Here is a 20,762-nt window from a genome sequence, read left to right as displayed (position 1 = left end):
GCAAAACGGCCCGACCGGCATCTGCCGATCGGGCCGCTCGTCATTGACCACTACCTTCAACGCCGGGCGTCACGCCCAGTTGAGCCATCCGCTGTAACCGACGAGCAGCACGAACAGCCCGAACGCGATCCGGTACCACGCGAACACGGTGAAGTCGTGCGTCGCGACGAAGCGCAGCAGCCAGCGCACGCACACGAACGCACTGACGAACGCGGCAACCAGCCCGAGCGCGAACAGGCCGAGCGAGTCGACCGTGAACGCCTGCCAATCCTTGACGGTTTCATACAGCGTCGCGCCGAAGATGATCGGAATCGCGAGGAAGAACGAGAACTCGGTCGCGACACGCCGGTCGAGCCCGAACAGCATCCCGCCGATGATCGTCGAGCCCGAGCGCGACATGCCCGGCACCAGCGCGAAGCATTGCGCGATGCCGACCTTCAGCGCATCCAGCGGAGTCAGCGCATCGACCGACTGCACGCGCGGCGGCTCGCTACGCTCGCGCTGCCGCGCCTCGGCCCACAGGATGATCGCGCCGCCGACGACCAGCGCAAACGCGACCGGCACCGGCGAAAACAGCACGGCCTTGATCTTCTTCTCCAGCAGCAGGCCGAGCGCGATCGCCGGAATCGTCGCGATCACGACGTTCAGCGTGAAGCGCCGCGCGTCGGGCCGGCTCGGCAGCCCGCATACGACCGACACGATCCGTTCGCGGTATTCCCAGCACACCGCCAGGATCGCGCCGAACTGGATCACGACGTCGAACGTCTTCGCGTGCGCATCGTTGAAATTGAGGAAGCTGCCCGCAACGATCAGGTGGCCGGTGCTCGACACCGGAAGGAATTCCGTCAGCCCCTCGACGACGCCGAGGATCAATGCCTTGCAGATCAGGATCCAGTCCATCCGTGGCCCAACTCCGAAGTAGTCGAAAGAAACGGCCACGTCAGCGCCGCGGCCCGCCCGGCCGCGCGCGCTGCGCCGTCATTTCTCGACGATCGCCACGCGTATGCCGTTTGTAAGAATCGTAATTGTACCGGGTTCGTAGTTCACGCCGGCAAATTGAAGTTGCTCGGGCTTGAACGTGTAGATCGGGTAGTTGGTCAGCACCTGCGTCGCGAGCAGCCCGGCCGCCGCGCCGACCTGTTGCGCGTACATTTGCGCGTCGCCGTCGAGCACGAGATTGTCGACGGCCGGCGCCTTCAGCACGACCGAGCGGCTCGGCGCGTCGTAAGCCAGCTGGCCCGACACGGTGAACTTGCCGCTCACCGGTTCGCGCAGGAACGGACTCGTGAAATGCGCATCCAGCTGCACCGCAACGCGGTTCTGGTCGGGCAGCAGGTTGACGGCCGGATTCGCGAGCGCGACGTCGACGACCTGCGCGACGGTCCGCTCGTACGGGAACTTGCGCGCGACGGCCTTCTGCACGTCGCCGCGCGAGAACGTGTAGTGATCCGGAATGAACGGGAACGTCGACGCGCAGGCGGCAAGCGATATCGACACGCCAAGTGCGCCGGCGCAGGCGGCGACGAAACGGCGCCGGCCGGGCGTGCAAGGTGCGGTCATGCTGGACAATCTCCTGTATCGGGCGCGGCCGCGGTCGGACGACCGGCCGTGCGATGAAGTGCGATGCACCGACGTTAGTGCGGCGTCGCGCGCGGCGGGTTCCACGGGCGCACCGCCCGCGCGCCGCGGCGCGACGGCGCGGCGGCTGGCTAACGGCCGGCGCCCGCGTCTGGCGAAGGCTGCGTGGCGATCTCGAGGTGCGCGAGCCATGCAAGCGCGTCGTCGCGCGACACGCCGCACATCTCGGCGGACGGCTGCAATCCCGAGCAGCACGCGGGCCGCTCCGGTCGGCCGAAAATCCGGCACTGCAGATCGTCGCCGAGCTGCGCGCAGCGCACGCCTGCGGGCTTGCCGTTCGGCATCCCGGGAATCGGCGAGGAAATCGATGGCGCGATGCAGCACGCGCCGCAGCCGGGGCGGCACGCATGCGGCGACACGGCATCGGCGGACGCCGGGCGGACAGGTATTTCGACGGACACTCGGCTCTCTCGAACGGACAACAAAAACGGTGCGGCAACCGGACGCGGCGTGCGGCGGCCCACCGCACATTGTGCCACCGCCGGCTGCGACGTTATTACACAATGCGGCCGGAGCGCGCGTTTATATACTCGGACGCATTCGAATAGCGCGAGACCATCATGAGCTCCGGTTCTGCCGACACCCTGTTCCGCCCCGATTTGCTCGCGAAATACGGCGCGAACGGCCCGCGCTATACGTCCTACCCCACCGCCCTGCAGTTCCGCGACGATTTCGATCCGGCCGACTACGCGCGCGCCGCGCGCGATCCCGGTGCGTCGTCGAGCGAGCTGTCGCTGTACTTCCACATCCCGTTCTGCAACACGGCCTGCTTCTACTGCGGCTGCAACAAGATCGCGACCAACAACCACCGGCGCGCGCGCCCGTACCTTGAACAGCTGAAGCGCGAGCTCGCGCTGCAGGCCGCGCTGTTCGACCCCGCGCGCCCGGTCACGCAGCTGCACTGGGGCGGCGGCACGCCGACCTTCCTGTCCGATGCCGAAACGGCCGAGCTGATGGCCGCAACGCGTGAGCATTTCGCGCTCGCGCCGGACATGGACGCCGAATTCTCGATCGAGATCGACCCGCGCACCGTCACGCCGGCGACGCTCGTGCATCTGCGCAACATCGGCTTCAACCGGCTGAGCCTCGGCGTGCAGGATTTCGACCCGGTCGTACAGCAGGCGATCAACCGCGTGCAGCCACGCGCGATGACGGCCGACCTGATCTCCGCGGCACGCACGGCGGGCTTCCATTCGGTCAGCGTCGACCTGATCTACGGGCTGCCGCACCAGACGGTCGCCGTGTTCGCACGCACGCTGGAGACGATCATCGAGCTCGCGCCGGACCGCCTGTCGGTGTTCGGCTACGCGCACATGCCGCACCTGTTCAAGATGCAGCGGCAGATCGACGACACCACGCTGCCGTCGCCCGAAACGCGCATCGCGCTGCTCGGCCTCGCGATCGACATGCTGACGTCGGCCGGCTACGTCTACATCGGGATGGATCACTTCGCGAAGCCGACCGATGAACTCGTGCGCGCGCAGCAAAACGGCACGCTGCAGCGCAATTTCCAGGGCTACAGCACGCGGGCCGATACCGATCTGATCGGGATCGGCGTGTCGTCGATCGGCAAGGTCGGCGACGTCTACGCGCAGAACGCGAAGGACCTGCCCGGCTACGGTGCCGCCCTCGACGCGGGCCGGCTGCCGATCGCGCGCGGCGTGCGTCTGACGGCCGAAGACCGCCTGCGCCGCGACGTGATCACGCAGCTGATGTGCAACCTCGAGCTGCCGTTCTCGCACATCGAAGCGGCGCACGGCGTGCACTTCGCCGAGCACTTCGCGCGCGAGCTGGAAGCGCTGCGCCCGTTCGAGCGCGACGGGCTGCTCAGCATCGCCGGCGACCGCCTGACGATCCATCCGGCCGGCCGGATGGTGGTGCGCAACATCGCGATGGCCTTCGACGCGTATCTGGCGCAAACACCACGCCAGCGCTATTCACGCACCGTCTAGCGCGGCGCGGCACATGCGGGCGGCTGGTTTGATAAAGTAAGGGGCTCGACGCCTCTGCAACCATCCGCACCATGCGCACCACCAAAGCGACCAACGCGGTCGAACGCCTGAAGGCCCGCTCCGGCAACCCGCAGTTCGCGGCCGTTGCGATGGCCGGCGGCCTGTTCTATCTGGTCGACCGCTCGGGCGGCACCGCCGAAAAACGCAGCGAACCGCTTCCGCTCGACGAATTCGTCCGCTTCGTCGACGAATTCGGCCCCAAAAAGCCGCGCAAGGCCAGCAAGCTGGACCTCGCGTTCGAGGCGCAGATCAAGAAGAGCAATGCGTAAAGGTCTGTTGCAGGCTGCCTGAAGGCTTTGCCGACGCCCCGTTTGGTACAATCACGAAGTTTTTCTATCCCCGCTGACGGCCGATTTGGCTGCGTGACCACACCATGAATATCGAAAACGCGCGTTTCAACATGATCGAACAACAGATCCGGCCGTGGGACGTGCTGGACCTGGACGTCCTGGGCCTGCTGTCGATCGTCAAGCGAGAAAACTACGTTCTGCCCGAACACCGCGATCTGGCGTTCGCCGATCTCGAACTGCCGCTGCCGGGCGGCACCAGCAAGATGCTGTTCCCGCGCGTCGAAGCGCGCGTGCTGCAGGATCTGGCGGTCAAGAAGCACGAGAACGTCCTCGTGATCGGTGCGGGCTCCGGCTACCTGGCCGCCCTGTTCGCACATCGCGCGCAGCACGTGACGGCGGTCGACATCGATCCGACGATCGCGAAGTTCGCAGCCGACAACCTGCGCAACGACGGCGTGACGAACGCCGAAGTCGTGCTCGGCGACGGCTCGCTCGGCTGGCCCGCCAAGGCGCCGTACGACGTGATCTGCGTCGCGGGCGGCCTGCCGGTCGTGCCGCAGCAGATGCTCGAACAGCTGAAGGTCGGCGGCCGCCTGTCGGCATTCGTCGGCGGCCGTCCGGTGATGAAGGCGCAGATCATCACGCGCATCGACGACAAGCAGTACCGCGTCGCCGACGTGTTCGAAACCTACGTGAACCACCTCGTGAACGCGATCGAGCCGTCGCGCTTCAAGTTCTGAGCGGCGGCGCAGCCATGCAGATCCTGACGCCCGCGATGCTCGCCGACTGGCTGCGCGATCCGGCACGCCCGGCGCCGGTCGTGCTCGACGTGCGCGAACCGTGGGAAATCTCGACCGCCCAGATCGCCGGCAGCGTGTCGATCCCGATGCAGCAGATTCCGGCACGCAGCGAGGAGCTCGACGACGAAGCCGAGATCGTCTGCGTGTGCCATCACGGGATGCGCAGCGCGCAGGTCGCGATGTTCCTCGAATCGCGCGGCTTCACGAAGCTGTACAACCTGCAAGGCGGAATCGACGCGTGGTCGCGCGACGTCGATCCCGCCGTGCCGCGCTACTGACCTTCCGCGCGGCGCGTCATGCGCCGCCACGCCGACCGCTCGCCGCGGTCGCGCCGATTCGCCGAACGGGCGCGCATTGCGCGCCCGTTTCATTTCCGCCGACGGTTGCCACGCTGTCGTCGCCTGTCGCGCCCTCTCCTGCCCCGTCCCGCCCCGTCCGAGCGCACGTGATGCGTGCGCCCGCACGCGGATGCACCATTTCCGCCCGCCCGAGCGCACCGCGACGGATCGCCGATGCCGCACGACGCGCCACGCGCACCGCACCGACGCCCCGCATCGCGCCGTAACGGCACGCCGGGCGTGCATCGACACGACTGGCACATGCCTTGCGTTACACCGATGCCGGCGCCGCCCACGGCGCACGCACAACCAACACGTCAAGGGGATATCGATGAAACGTCGCAGTCTGCTGAAGTTCGGTTCGATGGCCGGTGCGCTCGCGCTGGCGGGCAAGAGTCCGTTCGCGCATGCGGCCGATGCAGGCACCGGCCCGATCAAGGTCGGCATCCTGCACTCGCTGTCGGGCACGATGGCGATCTCCGAGACGTCGCTGAAGGACACCGCGCTGATGACGATCGCCGACATCAACAAGAACGGTGGCGTGATGGGTCGCAAGCTGGAGCCGGTGGTCGTCGATCCTGCCTCGAACTGGCCGCTGTTCGCCGAGAAGGCGCGCCAGCTGCTCACGCAGGACAAGGTCGCGTGCGTGTTCGGCTGCTGGACGTCGGTGTCGCGCAAGTCGGTGCTGCCGGTGTTCGAGGAACTCAACGGTCTGCTCTACTACCCGGTGCAGTATGAAGGCGAGGAAATGTCGCGCAACGTGTTCTACACGGGCGCGGCGCCGAACCAGCAGGCGATCCCGGCCGTCGAGTACCTGATGAGCGCCGAAGGCGGCGGCGCCAAGCGCTTCTTCCTGCTCGGCACCGACTACGTGTATCCGCGCACGACCAACAAGATCCTGCGCGCGTTCCTGAAATCGAAGGGCGTGAAGGACGCCGACATTCAGGAGGTCTACACGCCGTTCGGCCACAGCGATTACCAGACCATCGTCGCGAACATCAAGAACTTCGCGCAAGGCGGCAAGACGACCGTGATCTCGACCATCAACGGCGATTCGAACGTGCCGTTCTACAAGGAGCTCGGCAACCAGGGGATCAAGGCGACCGACGTGCCGGTGGTCGCGTTCTCGGTCGGCGAGGAGGAACTGCGCGGGATCGACACGAAGCCGCTCGTCGGCCACCTTGCCGCATGGAACTACTTCATGTCGGTGAAGAACCCGACCAACACGAAGTTCAAGGACCAGTTCGCCGCGTGGGTGAAGGCGAACAACCTGCCGGGCGGCGCGAAGCGCGTGACCAACGATCCGATGGAGGCCACCTTCGTAGGCATCCATATGTGGAAGCAGGCCGTCGAGAAGGCGAAGAGCACCGACGTCGACAAGGTGCGCGTCGCGATGATCGGCCAGACCGTCGCCGCGCCGTCGGGCTTCACGCTCACGATGGACGGCAACCACCATCTGCACAAGCCGGTGATGATCGGCGAGATCCGCGGCGACGGGCAATTCAACGTCGTGTGGAAGACCAAGACGGCCGTGCGCGCACAGCCGTGGAGCCCGTTCATCGCGGGTAACCAGGGCAAGCCGGACGTCGTCAGCTCGATCCCGGCGTTCCTGCGCCGGCAGCGCGCGGCGCTCGCCTGATGCCGGCCGGAGCGCACGCGCTGCATACGTCGCACACGTCGCGCACGTTGCACGCGGCGCTCCGGTCGCATCCGCGCGCGGTGTGCAGCTTCACGCGTGCGGCGCCGCGCCGCACGCAGCCGCGCGGCGGCCCCCGCGTGCGCTTTCCCCAGCCCGACAGGAATCCCCGATGCCTACACGCTTTCGCCGCGCGGCCGTCGCGCTCGTCGCCGGCGCGATGCTCGCGCTCGCACTGCCGCGCGCCGCATTCGCCCTGACGGCCGCCGATACCGCCGCGCTCGCCGGCGACGACTTCGACGCGAAGACGGCCGCAGTCGAGCGCCTTGCCACCGACGCCGATCCGCGCGCCGCCGCGCTGCTCGATGCGCTGTCGACCGGCGACGCGCTCGCGACCGCCGACGGCCGCCTGCTGATCCTGACCGGCGACACCGCGCACGATGCGCTCACGCAGGCCGCGACGCCGGCCGGCGACGCACAGCCGGTGATGCTGAACAATCTGCTGCGCACGAAGATCGCCGGCGCGCGCTCGGGCCTCGCACTCGCGTCGCCCGATGTCGCGACGCGTCGCGACGCGATCGACGCGCTGCTGAAGTCGCCCGACCCTGCGCTCAAGCCGATGATCGACCGCGCACGCGCAAAGGAAACCGATCCGGTGCTGAAGCGCCGCCTCGACGCGCTGTGGGCGATCGCCGCGCTGCACGACGCCGATCCGGCCAAGCGTCTCGAAGCCGCGCAGGTGGTGGCCGCGCGCCAGGATCTCGACATGATCGAGCAGCTGCGCCCGCTCGTCGCGAAGAACGCGGACGGCAGCTACGCCGAGCCCGATGCACGCGTGCGCGAAGCCGCGCAGCAAGGGCTCGACGCCCTGCACGCGCTGCAGCGTCGCGGCGAAATCGTGGGCACGGTGTTCGCGGGCCTGTCGCTCGGCAGCGTGCTGCTGCTCGCCGCGCTCGGCCTCGCGATCACGTACGGGCTGATCGGCGTGATCAACATGGCGCACGGCGAATTCCTGATGATCGGTGCGTACGCAACCTATGTCGTGCAGACGCTGATCCAGCGCTATGCGCCGGCCGCATTCGACTGGTATCCGCTCGTCGCGGTGCCGGTATCGTTCGCGGCGGCCGCGCTCGTGGGCATCGTGCTCGAACGGCTCGTGCTGCGGCATCTGTACGGCCGCCCGCTCGAGACGCTGCTCGCGACCTTCGGCGTGAGCCTGATCCTGATCCAGGCGACCCGCATGCTGTTCGGCGCACAGAACGTGCAGGTGGTGAACCCGTCGTGGATGAGCGGCGGCGTGTCGGTGATGCAGAACCTGATCCTGCCTTACAACCGGCTCGTGATCCTCGCGTTCGCGCTCGCGGTCGTGTTCGTCGCGTGGGCCGTGCTGACGAAGACGCGGCTCGGGCTGTTCGTGCGCGCCGTCACGCAGAACCGGCGGATGGCCGCGTGCGTCGGCGTGAAGACCGCGCGCGTCGATGCGTATGCGTTCGCGTTCGGCGCGGGCATCGCGGGCCTCGGCGGCTGCGCGCTGTCGCAGATCGGCAACGTGGGCCCTGACCTCGGGCAGAACTACATCATCGATTCGTTCATGGCGGTCGTGCTCGGCGGCGTGGGCCAGATCGCCGGCACCGTGCTCGGCGGCTTCGGGCTCGGCCTCGTCAGCAAGGCGATCGAGCCGTTCTGGGGCGCCGTGCTCGCGAAGATCGCGGTGCTCGTGATGATCGTGCTGTTCATCCAGAAACGCCCGCAGGGGATGTTCGCCCCGAAGGGACGCAGCGCGGAGGCCTGACATGACTTCAATCACCGATTCCCTGTCGAACCCGGTCGCGGGCGCGCCGCAGCCCGCAGCGGCCGCCGCGCGCGGCGACGCCGGCTTCGCGCTCGGCCTGCCGCCGCGTCCGGCGCTGCTGTCGCGCCGCGCGTGGCTCGCGCTGATCGCGCTGTGCGTCGCGATCGGCATCGGCGTGCCGCTCGCCGCGCTGGTCGCGCCCGAGGCGAGCGCGTTCCATCTGTCCGCATACACGATGACGCTCGCCGGCAAGCTGATGTGCTACGCGATCGCCGCGCTCGCGCTCGACCTGGTGTGGGGCTACTGCGGCATCCTGAGCCTCGGCCACGGGCTGTTCTTCGCGCTCGGCGGCTACGCGATCGGCATGTACCTGATGCGCGAGATCGGCCGCGACGGCAAGTACGGCAGCGACCTGCCCGACTTCATGGTGTTCCTCGACTGGCACCAGTTGCCGTGGTACTGGAGCGGCACGCAGCATCTCGCGTGGGCGCTCGTGCTGGTCGTGCTCGTGCCCGCCGTGCTGGCCTGGGTGTTCGGCTTCTTCACGTTCCGTTCGCGCGTGAAGGGCGTGTACCTGTCGATCATCACGCAGGCGCTGACGTTCGCTGCGATGCTGCTGTTCTTTCGCAACGAGACGGGCTTCGGCGGCAACAACGGCTTCACCGACTTCAAGCGCATCGCCGGCTTCCCGATCACGTCGCCCGGCACCCGCACCGTGTTGCTGCTGCTCAGCTTCGCGACGCTCGTGCTCGCGTTCATCGCGGCGCGCGCGATCGTGTCGAGCAAGCTCGGGCGCGTGGTCACCGCGGTGCGCGACGGCGAGACGCGGCTGATGTTCCTCGGCTACAGCCCGCTCGCGTACAAGCTGTTCGTGTGGACGCTGTCGGCCGTGCTGTGCGCGATCGCGGGCGCGTTGTACGTGCCGCAGGTCGGCATCATCAACCCCGGCGAGATGTCGCCCGGCAACTCGATCGAAATGGCGATCTGGGTCGCCGTCGGCGGCCGCGGCACGCTGATCGGGCCGATCGTCGGCGCGTTCGCGGTCAACGGTGCGAAGAGCTTCTTCACCGCGTACTTCGCCGAATACTGGCTGTTCTTTCTCGGCCTGATCTTCGTGCTGGTGCCGCTGTTGCTGCCGCGCGGAATCATGGGCCTCGTCGACACGCTGCTCGCCAAGGGGAAACGCGGATGAACGGCACTGCGCTCTACCAGTTCACGCCGCCAGCCGAAGACGAGCTGCTCGCGGTCAGCGGCACCGCGTCGATGGGCCGCGTGATGCCCGCCGGCATCGACACGTCGCACGGCACGATCCTGTATCTCGAGGACATCGAGGTGAGCTTCGACGGCTTTCGCGCGCTGAACAAGCTGTCGCTCGCGATCGACGCGGGCGAGCTGCGCTGCGTGATCGGCCCGAATGGCGCGGGCAAGACGACGATGATGGACGTGATCACCGGCAAGACGCGCCCCGATGCGGGCAAGGTGTTTCTCGGCCAGACCATCGACCTCGCGCGGATGAGCGAACCCGAGATCGCGCGCGCCGGGATCGGCCGCAAGTTTCAGAAGCCGACCGTGTTCGAGCAGCATCCGGTGTGGGAAAACCTCGAACTCGCGATGCAGACCGACAAGGGCTGGCTCGCGTCGCTGCGCGCGCGGCTCGACCGCGCGGCGCAGGCGAAGATCGAGGACACGCTCACGCTGATCGGCCTCGAAAGCGATGCGTATCGCGCGGCCGGCGAGCTGTCGCACGGCCAGAAGCAGCGGCTCGAGATCGGCATGCTGCTGATGCAGCGCCCCGCGCTGCTGCTGCTCGACGAGCCCGCGGCCGGGATGACCGACCACGAGACGATGGAGCTCGCGAAGCTGCTGAACACGCTGCGCGGCACCTGCTCGATGATGGTCGTCGAGCACGACATGGAATTCGTCGCCGCGCTCGCCGGCGACACGGGCCGCGTGACGGTGATGGCCGAAGGCGCGGTGCTCGCGGAAGGCACGCTCGACCAGGTCAAGCGCGACGACGCGGTGATCGAGTCATACCTCGGACGATGATGCGATGCTCAAGATCGATGCACTGAACCAGTATTACGGCGGCAGCCATATCCTGCGCAACGTGAACCTGAGCGCCGACGACGGCAAGCTGACCGTGCTGCTCGGCCGCAACGGCGTGGGCAAGAGCACGCTGCTGCGCTGCCTGATGGGGGTCGTCGCGGCGAAGAGCGGCAGCGTGTCGTGGCGCGGCACCGCGCTCGGCACGCTGCCGCCGTATGCGCGCGTCGCGGCCGGGCTCGCGTACGTGCCGCAGGGCCGCGACATCTTTCCGCGGCTGACCGTCGAGGAAAACCTGCTGGTCGGCGCGGCGAGCCGCAAGGCGCCGTCGAAGGTGCCCGACCGGATCTACGAACTGTTCCCGGTGCTGAAGGACATGCGCGCGCGACGCGGCGGCGACCTTTCCGGCGGCCAGCAGCAGCAGCTGGCGATCGGCCGCGCGCTGATGAGCGAACCGCAGTTGCTGATCCTCGACGAGCCGACCGAAGGGATCCAGCCGTCGATCATCCAGGACATCGGGCGCACGCTGCGTCAGCTCGTCGACGAATCGAAGATGACCGTGCTGCTGGTCGAGCAGTATTACGATTTCGCGCGCTCGATCGCCGATCGCTACTGGGTGATGAGCCGCGGCGAGATCGTCGCGGGCGGCGAGGCGCAGGATATGGAAACGAACGGCGTGCGCGAGTTGATCGCGGTGTAATGGCGGCGGCGGCAGGCGACGGCGAGCAGCAACCGACAACCCGCGCCGCCCAAGCGCATATTGTTGCGTTAGCATCGTCGTTTCGTCCGCCTGTCCCAGCTTCCCGCCGATGTCCGCCGCCGATTCCCACGCTTCCCTGTCCCGCCCCGCCGCCGCCAAGTCATGGCGCGGCCGCCTCGAACTCGGCTTCGAGCGGCACGGCATGCGCACGACGCTCGTGCACCGGCTGCATGAAGGGCCGCTGCGCGTGCAGCGGCCGCTGTACCCGGAAGGCGACGGCGTCTGCCACGCGGTGATCGTTCACCCGCCGGGCGGGGTCGCGGGCGGCGACCGCCTCGACCTCGACATCGCGCTCGGCGACGGCACCCATGCGGTGCTGACGACGCCCGGCGCAACCAAGTGGTACAAGTCGAACGGGCTCGACGCGACGCAGCGCATCGACATCAAGGTCGGCGCGCACGCGAAGCTCGACTGGCTGCCGCAGAACAACCTGTTCTTCGATGCCGCGCATGCCGCGCTCGACTTCACGCTGTCGCTGGGCGCGCACGCGAGCGCGATCGGCTGGGACGCGACGCAGCTCGGCCGGCAGGCGGCCGGCGAAACGTGGTCGGCCGGCCGCATCGCGTCGCACGCGACGCTCGTCGATGCCGACGGCCGGCCGCTCTGGACCGAACGCGCGCTGCTCGACGCGCACGATCCGCTGCGCGGCGCGTTGCAGGGCCTCGCCGGCTTCCCCGTGTACGGCACGCTGTGGGCGGCCGGCGCCGCATGCGACGCCGCGCTGGCCGAGTCGCTCGCCGCACGCATGCCGTTCGACGACACGCTGCGCGCCGGCGCGACCTGCGTGACGCCGGGCGTCGTGCTGGTGCGCACGCTCGCCACGTCGATGGAGGCGTTGCAACGCCATTTCACTGACTGCTGGCTCGCGCTGCGCCCGATCGTGCATCGCGTCGACGCACGTCCGCTGCGCCTCTGGCAAACCTGAGCGCACGCACCAATCCGACGCAACGCCCCATCTGACGCGCCCCCGTTTCATGCATCGCGCACCACGAGCGCGCATCGATGCATCGCCGGCGGGCTCGCGGCATGGCACGCACCTTGCTGATTACATAAGCAATACATGCCACCCGGAAAACGGCGCGGTGCTACGATGAGCCGCGAGCATGCCGGCCTCCCGTGCATCGACAACAATTACGTTTTCCTGAACGACTGCCTTCATGAAACTGACTCCCCGAGAGAAGGACAAGCTGCTGATCTTCACGGCAGCGCTGTTGGCCGAGCGCCGCCGCGCGCGCGGGCTGAAGCTGAACTATCCGGAAGCGGTCGCGTTCATCACCGCCGCGCTGATGGAAGCCGCGCGCGACGGCAAGACCGTCGCCGAGGTGATGCACTACGGCACGACGCTGCTCACGCGCGACGACGTGATGGACGGCGTTCCCGAGATGATCCCCGACATCCAGGTCGAAGCGACCTTCCCCGACGGCACCAAGCTCGTCACCGTCCACCATCCGATTCCGTGATCGAGGTAGCACGCATGATCCCCGGCGAAATCCTCACCGACGACGGCGAGCACGAACTGAACGCCGGCCGCGCGACGCGCTCGCTCGTCGTCGCGAACACCGGCGACCGGCCGGTGCAGGTCGGCTCGCATTACCACTTCTTCGAAGTCAACGACGCGCTGTCGTTCGATCGCGCGGCCGCGCGCGGTTTCCGGCTGAACATCGCGGCCGGCACGGCCGTGCGCTTCGAGCCGGGCCAGACGCGCACCGTCGAGCTCGTCGAGCTGGCCGGCGACCGCGCCGTCTACGGTTTTCAGGGCAAGGTGATGGGGCCGCTGTAAGCCGCGCCCCGCTCTTCAGGAACAGCACATGACACTACGCTTGAGCCGCCGCGCGTACGCGGAAATGTTCGGGCCGACGACGGGCGACCGCGTGCGGCTCGCCGACACCGAACTGCTGATCGAGATCGAGCGCGACTACACGATCTACGGCGAAGAAGTGAAATTCGGCGGCGGGAAGGTGATCCGCGACGGGATGGGCCAGTCGCAGCGCGTGGCCGCCGACGTACCCGACACCATCATCACCAACGCGGTGATCCTCGACCACTGGGGCATCGTGAAGGCCGACATCGCGATCAAGCACGGCCGCATCGCCGCGATCGGCAAGGCCGGCAACCCGGACATCCAGCCCGGCGTGACGATCGCGATCGGCGCGGCCACCGAGGTGATCGCCGGCGAAGGACTGATCGTCACCGCGGGCGGCATCGATACGCACATCCACTTCATCAGCCCGCAGCAGATCGACGAGGCGCTCGCATCGGGCGTCACGACGATGCTCGGCGGCGGCACGGGGCCGGCCACCGGCACCAACGCGACCACCTGCACGCCGGGCCCGTGGCACATGGAGCGGATGCTGCAGGCGGCCGACGGCTGGCCGATCAACCTCGGCTTCCTCGGCAAGGGCAACGTGAGCGTGCCGCAGCCGCTCGTCGAGCAGATCGCGGCCGGCGCGATCGGCCTGAAGCTGCACGAGGACTGGGGCACGACGCCCGCCGCGATCGACAACTGCCTGTCGGTCGCCGACGACACCGACACGCAGGTCGCGATCCACACCGACACGCTGAACGAAGGCGGCTTCGTCGAATCGACGGTCGCCGCGTTCAAGGGCCGCACGATCCACACGTACCACACCGAAGGCGCGGGCGGCGGCCATGCGCCGGACATCCTGAAGGTGTGCGGCGAATCGAACGTGCTGCCGTCGTCGACGAATCCGACGCGCCCGTACACGATCAACACGCTCGACGAGCATCTCGACATGCTGATGGTGTGCCACCACCTCGACCCGTCGATCGCGGAAGACCTCGCGTTCGCCGAATCGCGGATCCGCCGCGAGACGATCGCGGCCGAGGACATCCTGCACGACCTCGGCGCGCTGTCGATGCTGTCGTCCGATTCGCAGGCGATGGGCCGCGTCGGCGAGGTGATCATCCGCACCTGGCAGACCGCGCACAAGATGAAGGTGCAGCGCGGTGCGCTGCCCGAGGACAACGCGCGCAACGACAACTTCCGCGCGAAGCGCTACGTCGCGAAGTACACGATCAACCCGGCCATCACGCACGGGATCGCGCACGAAGTCGGCTCGATCGAGCCCGGCAAGTGGGCCGACCTCGTGCTGTGGGAGCCGGCGTTCTTCGGCATCAAGCCGTCGATGATCCTGAAGGGCGGGATGATCGCGATGGCGCAGATGGGCGACCCGAACGCGTCGATCCCGACGCCGCAGCCGGTCCATTACCGCGAGATGTTCGCCACGCGCGGCGGTGCGCTCGCGCGCACGTCGCTGACCTTCGTGTCGCAGATGGCCGCCGACGCGGGCATCGCCGAGCGCTACGGGCTCGCGAAGCGGATCGTGCCGGTGCGCAACTGCCGCAACGTGACGAAGGCCGACATGATCCACAACGCGTGGCGGCCGTCGATCAGCGTCGATCCCGAAACCTACGACGTGATCGCCGACGGCCAGCTGCTCACCTGCGAGCCCGCGACGGTGCTGCCGATGGCGCAGCGCTATTTCCTGTTCTGATTGCCGGTCTTCGTTTCATGCGCACGCTCGACAAACGCATCGCCCCCAACGTGAAGCTCGCCGCGTCGCTCGTCGCGCGCGCGCCGACCCTCACGCTCGCCTTTGACGCCCGTTGCAAGAGCCGCGTCGCGGCCACGCTCGATACCGGCGAGGACGTCGCCGTCTTGCTGCCGCGCGGCACCGTGCTGCGCGACGGCGACGTGCTGGTCGCCGACGACGGCGCGCTGGTGCGCATCGTCGCGGCGCCCGAAACGGTGCTGCTCGTGCGTGCGCACGATCCGCTCACGCTGATGCGCGCCGCGTATCACCTCGGCAACCGGCACACGCCGGTCGAGATCGGCGACGGCTACCTGAAGCTCGAAGCCGATCCGGTGCTCGCGGACATGCTGCGCCGGCTCGGCACGCAGGTCGACGAAACGCAGGCGCCGTTCCAGCCGGAAGCCGGCGCCTACGGCGGCGGCCACAAGCATGGCCACGATGCGACGTTCGCCGAGGATTACGCGCTCGCGCAGCAGGTGTTCGGCGAACACCACGGGCACGCGCATCCGCATCCGCATCCGCACGATCACGACCACGATCACCAACACGGCCCGGGCTGCGCGCACGGCCACCACGGCCATGACCACCACTGAGCTCGTCGCGCTGCTGCATCTCGCGTCGCCCGCGCTGCCGATCGGCGCATTCAGCTATTCGCAGGGCTTCGAGGCCGCGCTCGACGCGAACCTGATCCGCGACGCCGACACCGCGCGCGACTGGATCGCGAGCGGGCTGACCGACGTGCTCGCGCACGGCGAACTGCCGTTCCTCGCGCACCAGCTCGCGCGCTGGCACGCGCACGACGCCGACGCACTGGCGCGCGAGAACGCGTGGTTCGTCGCGAGCCGCGAGTCGGCGGAATTGCGCCGCGAAACCGAGCAGATGGGCTGGTCGCTCGCGCAGCTTTGCGCCTCGCTCGAATGGGGCGATGCCGCGCGCCGCGCGACGCTCGCCGCGCTGAAGCCCGTCGCGCTGCCTACCGCGTTCGCCTACGCGGCCGCCGCGCACGACGCCGGCGCCGACGCGACGCTCGCCGCATACGCGTTCGGCTGGGTCGAGAACCAGACCTCGGCCGCGCTGAAAGCGGTGCCGCTCGGCCAGCTTGCCGGCCAGCGCATCATCGTCGCGCTGCGCGGCGCGATCGACGCGGCCGTGAAGCGCGCGCTCGCGACGCCGCCCGACGCCGTCAACACGTTCGCGCCGCAGCTGGGCATCCTGTCCGCGCGGCACGAAACCCAGTATTCGCGGTTGTTCCGCTCCTGAACCTGCCCCACACCATGAACGCACCTGCTTCCTCGCCCGCCCGCCGCACCAAGAAACTGCCGCCGCTGCGCGTCGGCATCGGCGGCCCGGTCGGCTCCGGCAAGACCACGCTGCTCGAAATGCTGTGCAAGGCGATGCGCGACACCTACGACCTCGTCGCGATCACCAACGACATCTACACGAAGGAAGACCAGCGCCTGCTGACGGTCGCGGGCGCGCTGCCCGAGGAACGCATCATGGGCGTCGAGACGGGCGGCTGCCCGCACACGGCGATCCGCGAGGATGCGTCGATCAACCTCGAAGCCGTCGATCGCATGCTGTCGCGCTTCCCCGATGCCGACGTCGTGTTCATCGAGTCGGGCGGCGACAATCTCGCGGCGACGTTCAGCCCCGAGCTGTCGGACCTGACGATCTACGTGATCGACGTCGCCGGCGGCGAGAAGATTCCGCGCAAGGGCGGCCCGGGCATCACGAAGTCCGACCTGCTGGTGATCAACAAGACCGACCTCGCGCCGCTCGTCGGTGCGAACCTCGACGTGATGGCGTCCGACACGAAGAAGATGCGCGGCGAGCGCCCTTACGTGATGACGAACCTGAAGGCGCTCGACGGCGTCGCCGACGTCATCGCGTTCATCGAAAAGAAGGGATTGCTGACGGTCTGACCTGCCGCGTGGCAGCGGCCCGCTGCCGCCACGCCGGCCCGCGGTCAGTCGTCGTCGGAGACTTGCTGCGCCGTGCGCGCGCCGCGCTCGACGGCCGGCAGCAGCGCCGCGAGCACGTCGACCGAGCGCGCGGTCGCGCCGCGATGGCGCGCCGCGAACGCCGAGCCGGCCGCGCCCATCGCGATGCGCCGCGCATGATCCGCGAACAGCGCGTCGAGCACGTGCGCGAGATCGAGCGGATCGGCGACCTGCAGCGCGGCGCCGGCCGCGACCGCATCGGCGGTCGCCTGCGTGAAGTTGAACACGTGCGGGCCGATCAGCACCGGCACGCCGACCGCACACGCCTCGATCAGATTCTGCCCGCCGAGCGGCAGCAGGCTGCCGCCGATGAACGCGATGTCGGCGGCCGCGTAGTACGCGCCCAGCTCGCCCATCGAATCGCCGAGCAGGACCGTCACGTCGGACGGCAACGGCTCCGCCGCGGCAGGCCGGCCCGCTGCGAGCGCCGCGGCATTCGCACCCCACACCGAACGCCGCACGCACTTCAGGCCCTGACGCGCGACCAGCGCCTCGACCTCGGCGAAGCGCTGCGGATGGCGCGGCACCAGAATCAGCAGCGCGCCGGGCGTACGCATCGCGGCGAACGCCTGCAGCACCAGCGCCTCCTCGTTCTCGCGCGTGCTCGCGGCGACCCACACGGGCCGCGTGCCGATCGCATCGCGCCATGCATGGCCGCGCGCGGCCAGCTCCGGCGGCGTCGTCATGTCGAACTTCAGGTTGCCGAGCACGGCCACGTTGCGCGCGCCGAGCGACGTCAGCCGCTCCGCGTCGGCCGGGCTCTGCGCGAGCACGCGCGAGAAGCCGCCGAACACGTCGCGCGTCGCGTTGCCGAATTTCGCCGCGCGCCGGTGCGACCGCGCGGACATCCGCGCATTGGTCAGCACGAGCGGCACGTCGGCGCGGCGGCATTCGTCGATCAGCGTCGGCCACACCTCGGTTTCCATCACGAGGCCCAGCGTCGGCCGCCATGCATGTAGAAAGCGGCGCACCGCGCCCGGCATGTCGTACGGCAGATAGCAGCGCAGCACGCGCTCGCCGAACAGCTGCTCGCCGGTCGCGCGGCCGCTCGGCGTCATGTGCGTGAGCAGGATGCGCGCGTCGGGGCGCGCACGCATCAGCGCATCGATCAGCGGCTGCGCCGCGCGCGTCTCGCCCACCGACACCGCATGCACCCAGATCAGCGGCGCACGGTCGTCGGGCGAGCGGCCGGCGACGTAGCCGAAGCGCTCGCCGATATGCTCACGATAGCCGCGCTCCTTGCGCGAACGCACATAGAGCCGGACCACCGCGACCGGCGCGACGAGCCACCACAGCGCGCGATAGATCGCCCTCAGCATGAACGGGCTCCGTCGCCGGCGGCGATGCGGCGCGCGCTCAAACCAGCGTCCTGCCGGTCAGGCGCTCGAGAATGCCGAGCGGTGCGCATTCGCGGCGCACCATCGCGTCGACCGGCAGGAAGAACGTCTGCTCGAGCATGAACTGGCCGGACATCACAGCGTGAGAAGTCTGATCGGAGAAACATATCCACACGCTGCCCGGCGGAAACGGGATCGTCTGCTGCGAGCAGGTTTTCTGGTAGTCGAGATCGGCCTTCATGCTGTCGTGCAGGTTCAGCATCAGGTGGTCGTAGGCGCTGCGCGGCGACTTCGTCACGTGCAGCAGGTTCAGCAGCCACGCGGAGCCCGGCAGCTGCGGGCGGATCTTCGGCAGGAAGCGCTTCGCGACGGTCTCGAACGGCTCGCCGACGCGCCACACGCGCGGCTGCCCGGCCGGGTTCACGTTGGTGAACACGCGCAGGATGCGCTCGCCGTAGTTGGGCCGCGACGGGAACGCGTCGACGTGCAGCCGGCTGTCGTCCTTGCGCCACGACGTCTGGCGCGTCTCGACCTGCATCAGCCGCAGGCTCGTCGGCGCGACGCGCAACTTGCCGCGATATTCGGGAAAGAGCCCGTCGACCAGCGTGCCGGCCTGCTTCTGGAAGCGCGCGACCAGCGCGCGCACGGCCGACTGCGTGACGCTGTCGCCGAGCACGCCGGCGAGCGCGCCGCCGTTCGGCGCGAGGCTGATGTTCTTGCGCTTCGGATCGGCCAGCGCCGGATCGAGCAGCGCTTCCTCGCCGCCTTCGATCGCGAAGCGCAGATGCGGGAAATACAGCACCTTGCCCTCCTCGACCGCGGCCAGCAGCTGTTCGCGCGGCGTCGACAGGTTGTGTCCGCTCCAGTCGGCGGACGGGACTTCGATGATCTGGGATTCGCTCATGATCGGTTCGCGTGCGTGACAGGCAGGCAAGGCGGGGCAGGTGTGGCGGGCATCACAGCAGCCCGAAGCCCGCGAGCGCCGCCTTCACCTGTGAGATCGACGGCGGCTGCCCCGCCGTGCCGAGATTGACGACGTTCGGCGACCAGTAACCGCCGGTGCGCCACGCCGTCGCGAAATTGTACAGTTCGACCGTCGGGCGCTTCAGCGCTGCCGCGATGTGAACCAGACCTGTGTCAACCCCGACGGTCGCGGCCGCGCCGTCGATCAGCCCGACCACGGCCGGCAGCGACAGCCGCGGCGGCACGATCGCGGCCGCGCCGAACTCCTTCGCGAGCCGCTCGCTGGTCGCGCGCTCCGCGTCGTTGCCCCACGGCAGCACGAGCGACGCGCCGCGCCGCACCAGCGCCTGGCCGAGCTCGATCCACGCGGCGTCGGGCCATTGCTTGTCGGCGCGCGAGGTCGCGTGCACGAACACCACGTAGGGTACCGGCAGGTTCAGGCCGAGCGCGCCGACCGCAAGCGCCGCCGCGCGCGTATCGAGGCCGAAGTCGATCGGATCGGCCGGCGTCGGCGCCGGGTCGCCCAGCGCGGCCGCGACGAGCTGGCGCGAGCGCTCGACCACATGCGTGCGCGGCGCGATCGGCACGCGCTTGCGATAGAAGAAGCGCACCGGCCATTCGTAGCCGGCGCCGTCGGTGCGATTGCCGAGGCCGACGAGCGGGCCGCGCGCCCAGCTCGCGACCCACGCGGTCTTGATGAGCCCCTGGCAATCGATCACGAGATCGTACTGTTCGGCCGCGACGCGCTTGCGGAATGCGCCGATCTCGCGCCACGTCGCGCCCGAGAACGGCTTCCGGCGCCAGCGGCGCAGCGAGAACGGCAGCACGTTGCGCACGCCGTCGACGAGCCGCACGAGGTCGACGAAGCTCTCCTCGACGAGCCAGTCGATCTGCGCATCGGGATGGCGACGCCGGATATCGGCGATCACCGGCATGTTGTGCACGACGTCGCCCAGCGACGACACGCGCACGATCAGGATCTTTTGCACGCTGAAAAAACGCCGGCGGATGGCCGGCGACAGGCATAAAGACGCGATTTTATCGCGCCGCGGCGCTCGCACAGACAAAAAGCGGCCGCATGCCGCTGGCATGCGCCGCTTTTGGGGAGAACGCGCGCCGGCTCGTGCGACCGTCGCGCCGGTTGGCGGCCGTCAGGCCGCGCGCTCAGAACGGCAGATTGACGTCCGGCTTCGCAGCCGTCAGCACTCGGCGGAAATCCGCCTGGATGCGCTCGAGCCCTTCCTGCGTCTCCGCCTCGAAGCGCAGCACGACCACCGGCGTCGTGTTCGACGAGCGCGCGAGGCCGAAGCCGTCCGGATACTCGACGCGCAGCCCGTCGATCGTCACGACCTCGTCCGCGCCGTCGAACTTCGCTTCGCTCTGCAGCTTCTCGATCAGACGGAAGTTCTCGCCTTCTTCCAGCTTGAGTTGCAGTTCCGGCGTGCTCATCGCGTCCGGCAGCGCATTGAGCACCGCGCTCGGATCGGCCGTCTTCGCCAGAATCTCAAGCAGCCGCGCACCCGTGTACAGCCCGTCGTCGAAGCCGTACCAGCGATCCTTGAAGAACACGTGGCCGCTCATCTCGCCCGCGAGCGGCGC

At 68.7% G+C, this 20,762-nt stretch carries 22 protein-coding genes and 1 pseudogene; 16 read left to right on the top strand and 7 right to left on the bottom strand.

What is annotated here, in order from left to right:
* Window positions 1-69 precede the first annotated feature (69 nt).
* From EX20_RS16000 to EX20_RS15990, 3 genes are all read right to left on the bottom strand, one after another.
* Window positions 70-900: an undecaprenyl-diphosphate phosphatase gene (locus EX20_RS16000; RefSeq protein WP_011883604.1), complete on the bottom strand. Its 831-nt coding sequence runs from the start codon at window positions 898-900 to the stop codon at window positions 70-72.
* A gap of 78 nt (window positions 901-978) precedes the next feature.
* On the bottom strand, window positions 979-1,560 hold the full coding sequence (locus EX20_RS15995; protein ID WP_011883603.1) for a DUF1439 domain-containing protein: 582 nt from the start codon (window positions 1,558-1,560) through the stop codon (window positions 979-981).
* A 149-nt stretch (window positions 1,561-1,709) separates the two neighbouring features.
* Window positions 1,710-2,039: a YkgJ family cysteine cluster protein gene (locus tag EX20_RS15990; RefSeq protein ID WP_011883601.1), complete on the bottom strand. Its 330-nt coding sequence runs from the start codon at window positions 2,037-2,039 to the stop codon at window positions 1,710-1,712.
* Window positions 2,040-2,198: 159 nt separating this feature from the next.
* Here EX20_RS15990 and hemN point away from each other — a divergent pair, with 159 nt between their 5' ends.
* From hemN to ureG, 16 genes are all read left to right on the top strand, one after another.
* The gene (hemN, locus tag EX20_RS15985) at window positions 2,199-3,590 is read left to right on the top strand and encodes an oxygen-independent coproporphyrinogen III oxidase (protein ID WP_034194097.1); all 1,392 of its coding nucleotides are present in this window, start codon (window positions 2,199-2,201) and stop codon (window positions 3,588-3,590) included.
* Window positions 3,591-3,661: 71 nt separating this feature from the next.
* Window positions 3,662-3,919: a hypothetical protein gene (locus EX20_RS15980; RefSeq protein WP_034194096.1), complete on the top strand. Its 258-nt coding sequence runs from the start codon at window positions 3,662-3,664 to the stop codon at window positions 3,917-3,919.
* Between the two features lie 104 nt (window positions 3,920-4,023).
* Window positions 4,024-4,680 (top strand): protein-L-isoaspartate O-methyltransferase family protein, encoded by a 657-nt coding sequence (locus tag EX20_RS15975; RefSeq protein WP_014722591.1) that lies wholly within the window; start codon window positions 4,024-4,026, stop codon window positions 4,678-4,680.
* A gap of 14 nt (window positions 4,681-4,694) precedes the next feature.
* Entirely contained in the window at window positions 4,695-5,018 is a 324-nt protein-coding gene (locus tag EX20_RS15970; protein ID WP_034194095.1) for a rhodanese-like domain-containing protein, read from the top strand.
* A 391-nt stretch (window positions 5,019-5,409) separates the two neighbouring features.
* Entirely contained in the window at window positions 5,410-6,717 is a 1,308-nt protein-coding gene (gene urtA, locus EX20_RS15965) for an urea ABC transporter substrate-binding protein (RefSeq protein WP_011883592.1), read from the top strand.
* A 169-nt stretch (window positions 6,718-6,886) separates the two neighbouring features.
* The gene (urtB, locus tag EX20_RS15960) at window positions 6,887-8,506 is read left to right on the top strand and encodes an urea ABC transporter permease subunit UrtB (RefSeq protein ID WP_034194094.1); all 1,620 of its coding nucleotides are present in this window, start codon (window positions 6,887-6,889) and stop codon (window positions 8,504-8,506) included.
* A gap of 1 nt (window position 8,507) precedes the next feature.
* On the top strand, window positions 8,508-9,698 hold the full coding sequence (gene urtC / locus EX20_RS15955; RefSeq protein WP_034194093.1) for an urea ABC transporter permease subunit UrtC: 1,191 nt from the start codon (window positions 8,508-8,510) through the stop codon (window positions 9,696-9,698).
* Window positions 9,695-10,552 carry an urea ABC transporter ATP-binding protein UrtD gene (gene urtD, locus EX20_RS15950; RefSeq protein WP_011883587.1) on the top strand — a complete coding sequence of 286 codons (858 nt, stop codon included), beginning with the start codon at window positions 9,695-9,697 and terminating at the stop codon, window positions 10,550-10,552. The genes urtC and urtD overlap by 4 nt, the downstream gene beginning before the upstream one ends.
* Window positions 10,553-10,556: 4 nt before the next feature.
* Window positions 10,557-11,249 (top strand): urea ABC transporter ATP-binding subunit UrtE, encoded by a 693-nt coding sequence (gene urtE, locus EX20_RS15945; protein WP_011883585.1) that lies wholly within the window; start codon window positions 10,557-10,559, stop codon window positions 11,247-11,249.
* Between the two features lie 109 nt (window positions 11,250-11,358).
* Entirely contained in the window at window positions 11,359-12,234 is an 876-nt protein-coding gene (locus EX20_RS15940) for an urease accessory protein UreD (protein WP_034194092.1), read from the top strand.
* A gap of 232 nt (window positions 12,235-12,466) precedes the next feature.
* Entirely contained in the window at window positions 12,467-12,769 is a 303-nt protein-coding gene (gene ureA, locus EX20_RS15935) for an urease subunit gamma (protein WP_006406310.1), read from the top strand.
* A gap of 14 nt (window positions 12,770-12,783) precedes the next feature.
* Window positions 12,784-13,089, top strand: coding sequence for an urease subunit beta (locus EX20_RS15930; RefSeq protein ID WP_011883582.1), 306 nt, complete (start codon window positions 12,784-12,786; stop codon window positions 13,087-13,089).
* Between the two features lie 28 nt (window positions 13,090-13,117).
* The gene (ureC, locus tag EX20_RS15925; RefSeq protein ID WP_014722585.1) at window positions 13,118-14,824 is read left to right on the top strand and encodes an urease subunit alpha; all 1,707 of its coding nucleotides are present in this window, start codon (window positions 13,118-13,120) and stop codon (window positions 14,822-14,824) included.
* A 17-nt stretch (window positions 14,825-14,841) separates the two neighbouring features.
* The gene (gene ureE, locus EX20_RS15920; RefSeq protein WP_034194091.1) at window positions 14,842-15,456 is read left to right on the top strand and encodes an urease accessory protein UreE; all 615 of its coding nucleotides are present in this window, start codon (window positions 14,842-14,844) and stop codon (window positions 15,454-15,456) included.
* Window positions 15,443-16,123: an urease accessory protein UreF gene (locus tag EX20_RS15915; RefSeq protein WP_034194090.1), complete on the top strand. Its 681-nt coding sequence runs from the start codon at window positions 15,443-15,445 to the stop codon at window positions 16,121-16,123. Before ureE ends, EX20_RS15915 begins: the two co-directional genes overlap by 14 nt.
* Before the next feature lie 14 nt (window positions 16,124-16,137).
* Entirely contained in the window at window positions 16,138-16,785 is a 648-nt protein-coding gene (gene ureG / locus EX20_RS15910; RefSeq protein ID WP_034194089.1) for an urease accessory protein UreG, read from the top strand.
* Window positions 16,786-16,829: 44 nt separating this feature from the next.
* Here ureG and waaA read toward each other — a convergent pair whose 3' ends face one another.
* The 4 genes and pseudogenes from waaA to EX20_RS15890 form a co-directional block, all read right to left on the bottom strand.
* Window positions 16,830-18,182, bottom strand: coding sequence for a lipid IV(A) 3-deoxy-D-manno-octulosonic acid transferase (gene waaA, locus EX20_RS15905; RefSeq protein ID WP_034194088.1), 1,353 nt, complete (start codon window positions 18,180-18,182; stop codon window positions 16,830-16,832).
* A 37-nt stretch (window positions 18,183-18,219) separates the two neighbouring features.
* The gene (locus tag EX20_RS15900) at window positions 18,220-19,104 is read right to left on the bottom strand and encodes a Kdo hydroxylase family protein (protein ID WP_034194087.1); all 885 of its coding nucleotides are present in this window, start codon (window positions 19,102-19,104) and stop codon (window positions 18,220-18,222) included.
* A 52-nt stretch (window positions 19,105-19,156) separates the two neighbouring features.
* Complete coding sequence (gene waaC, locus EX20_RS15895; RefSeq protein WP_011883561.1) at window positions 19,157-20,254, bottom strand: lipopolysaccharide heptosyltransferase I; 1,098 nt, start codon at window positions 20,252-20,254, stop codon at window positions 19,157-19,159.
* Window positions 20,255-20,327: 73 nt separating this feature from the next.
* Window positions 20,328-20,762: pseudogene (locus EX20_RS15890) on the bottom strand (phosphomannomutase/phosphoglucomutase); the annotation flags it as partial.

The sequence above is a fragment of the Burkholderia sp. WP42 genome, from assembly GCF_000745665.1.
Taxonomy (GTDB): domain Bacteria; phylum Pseudomonadota; class Gammaproteobacteria; order Burkholderiales; family Burkholderiaceae; genus Burkholderia; species Burkholderia vietnamiensis.
The sequence above is the reverse complement of the archived record's forward strand: the minus strand, read 5'-3'. Positions and strand labels throughout refer to the sequence as shown.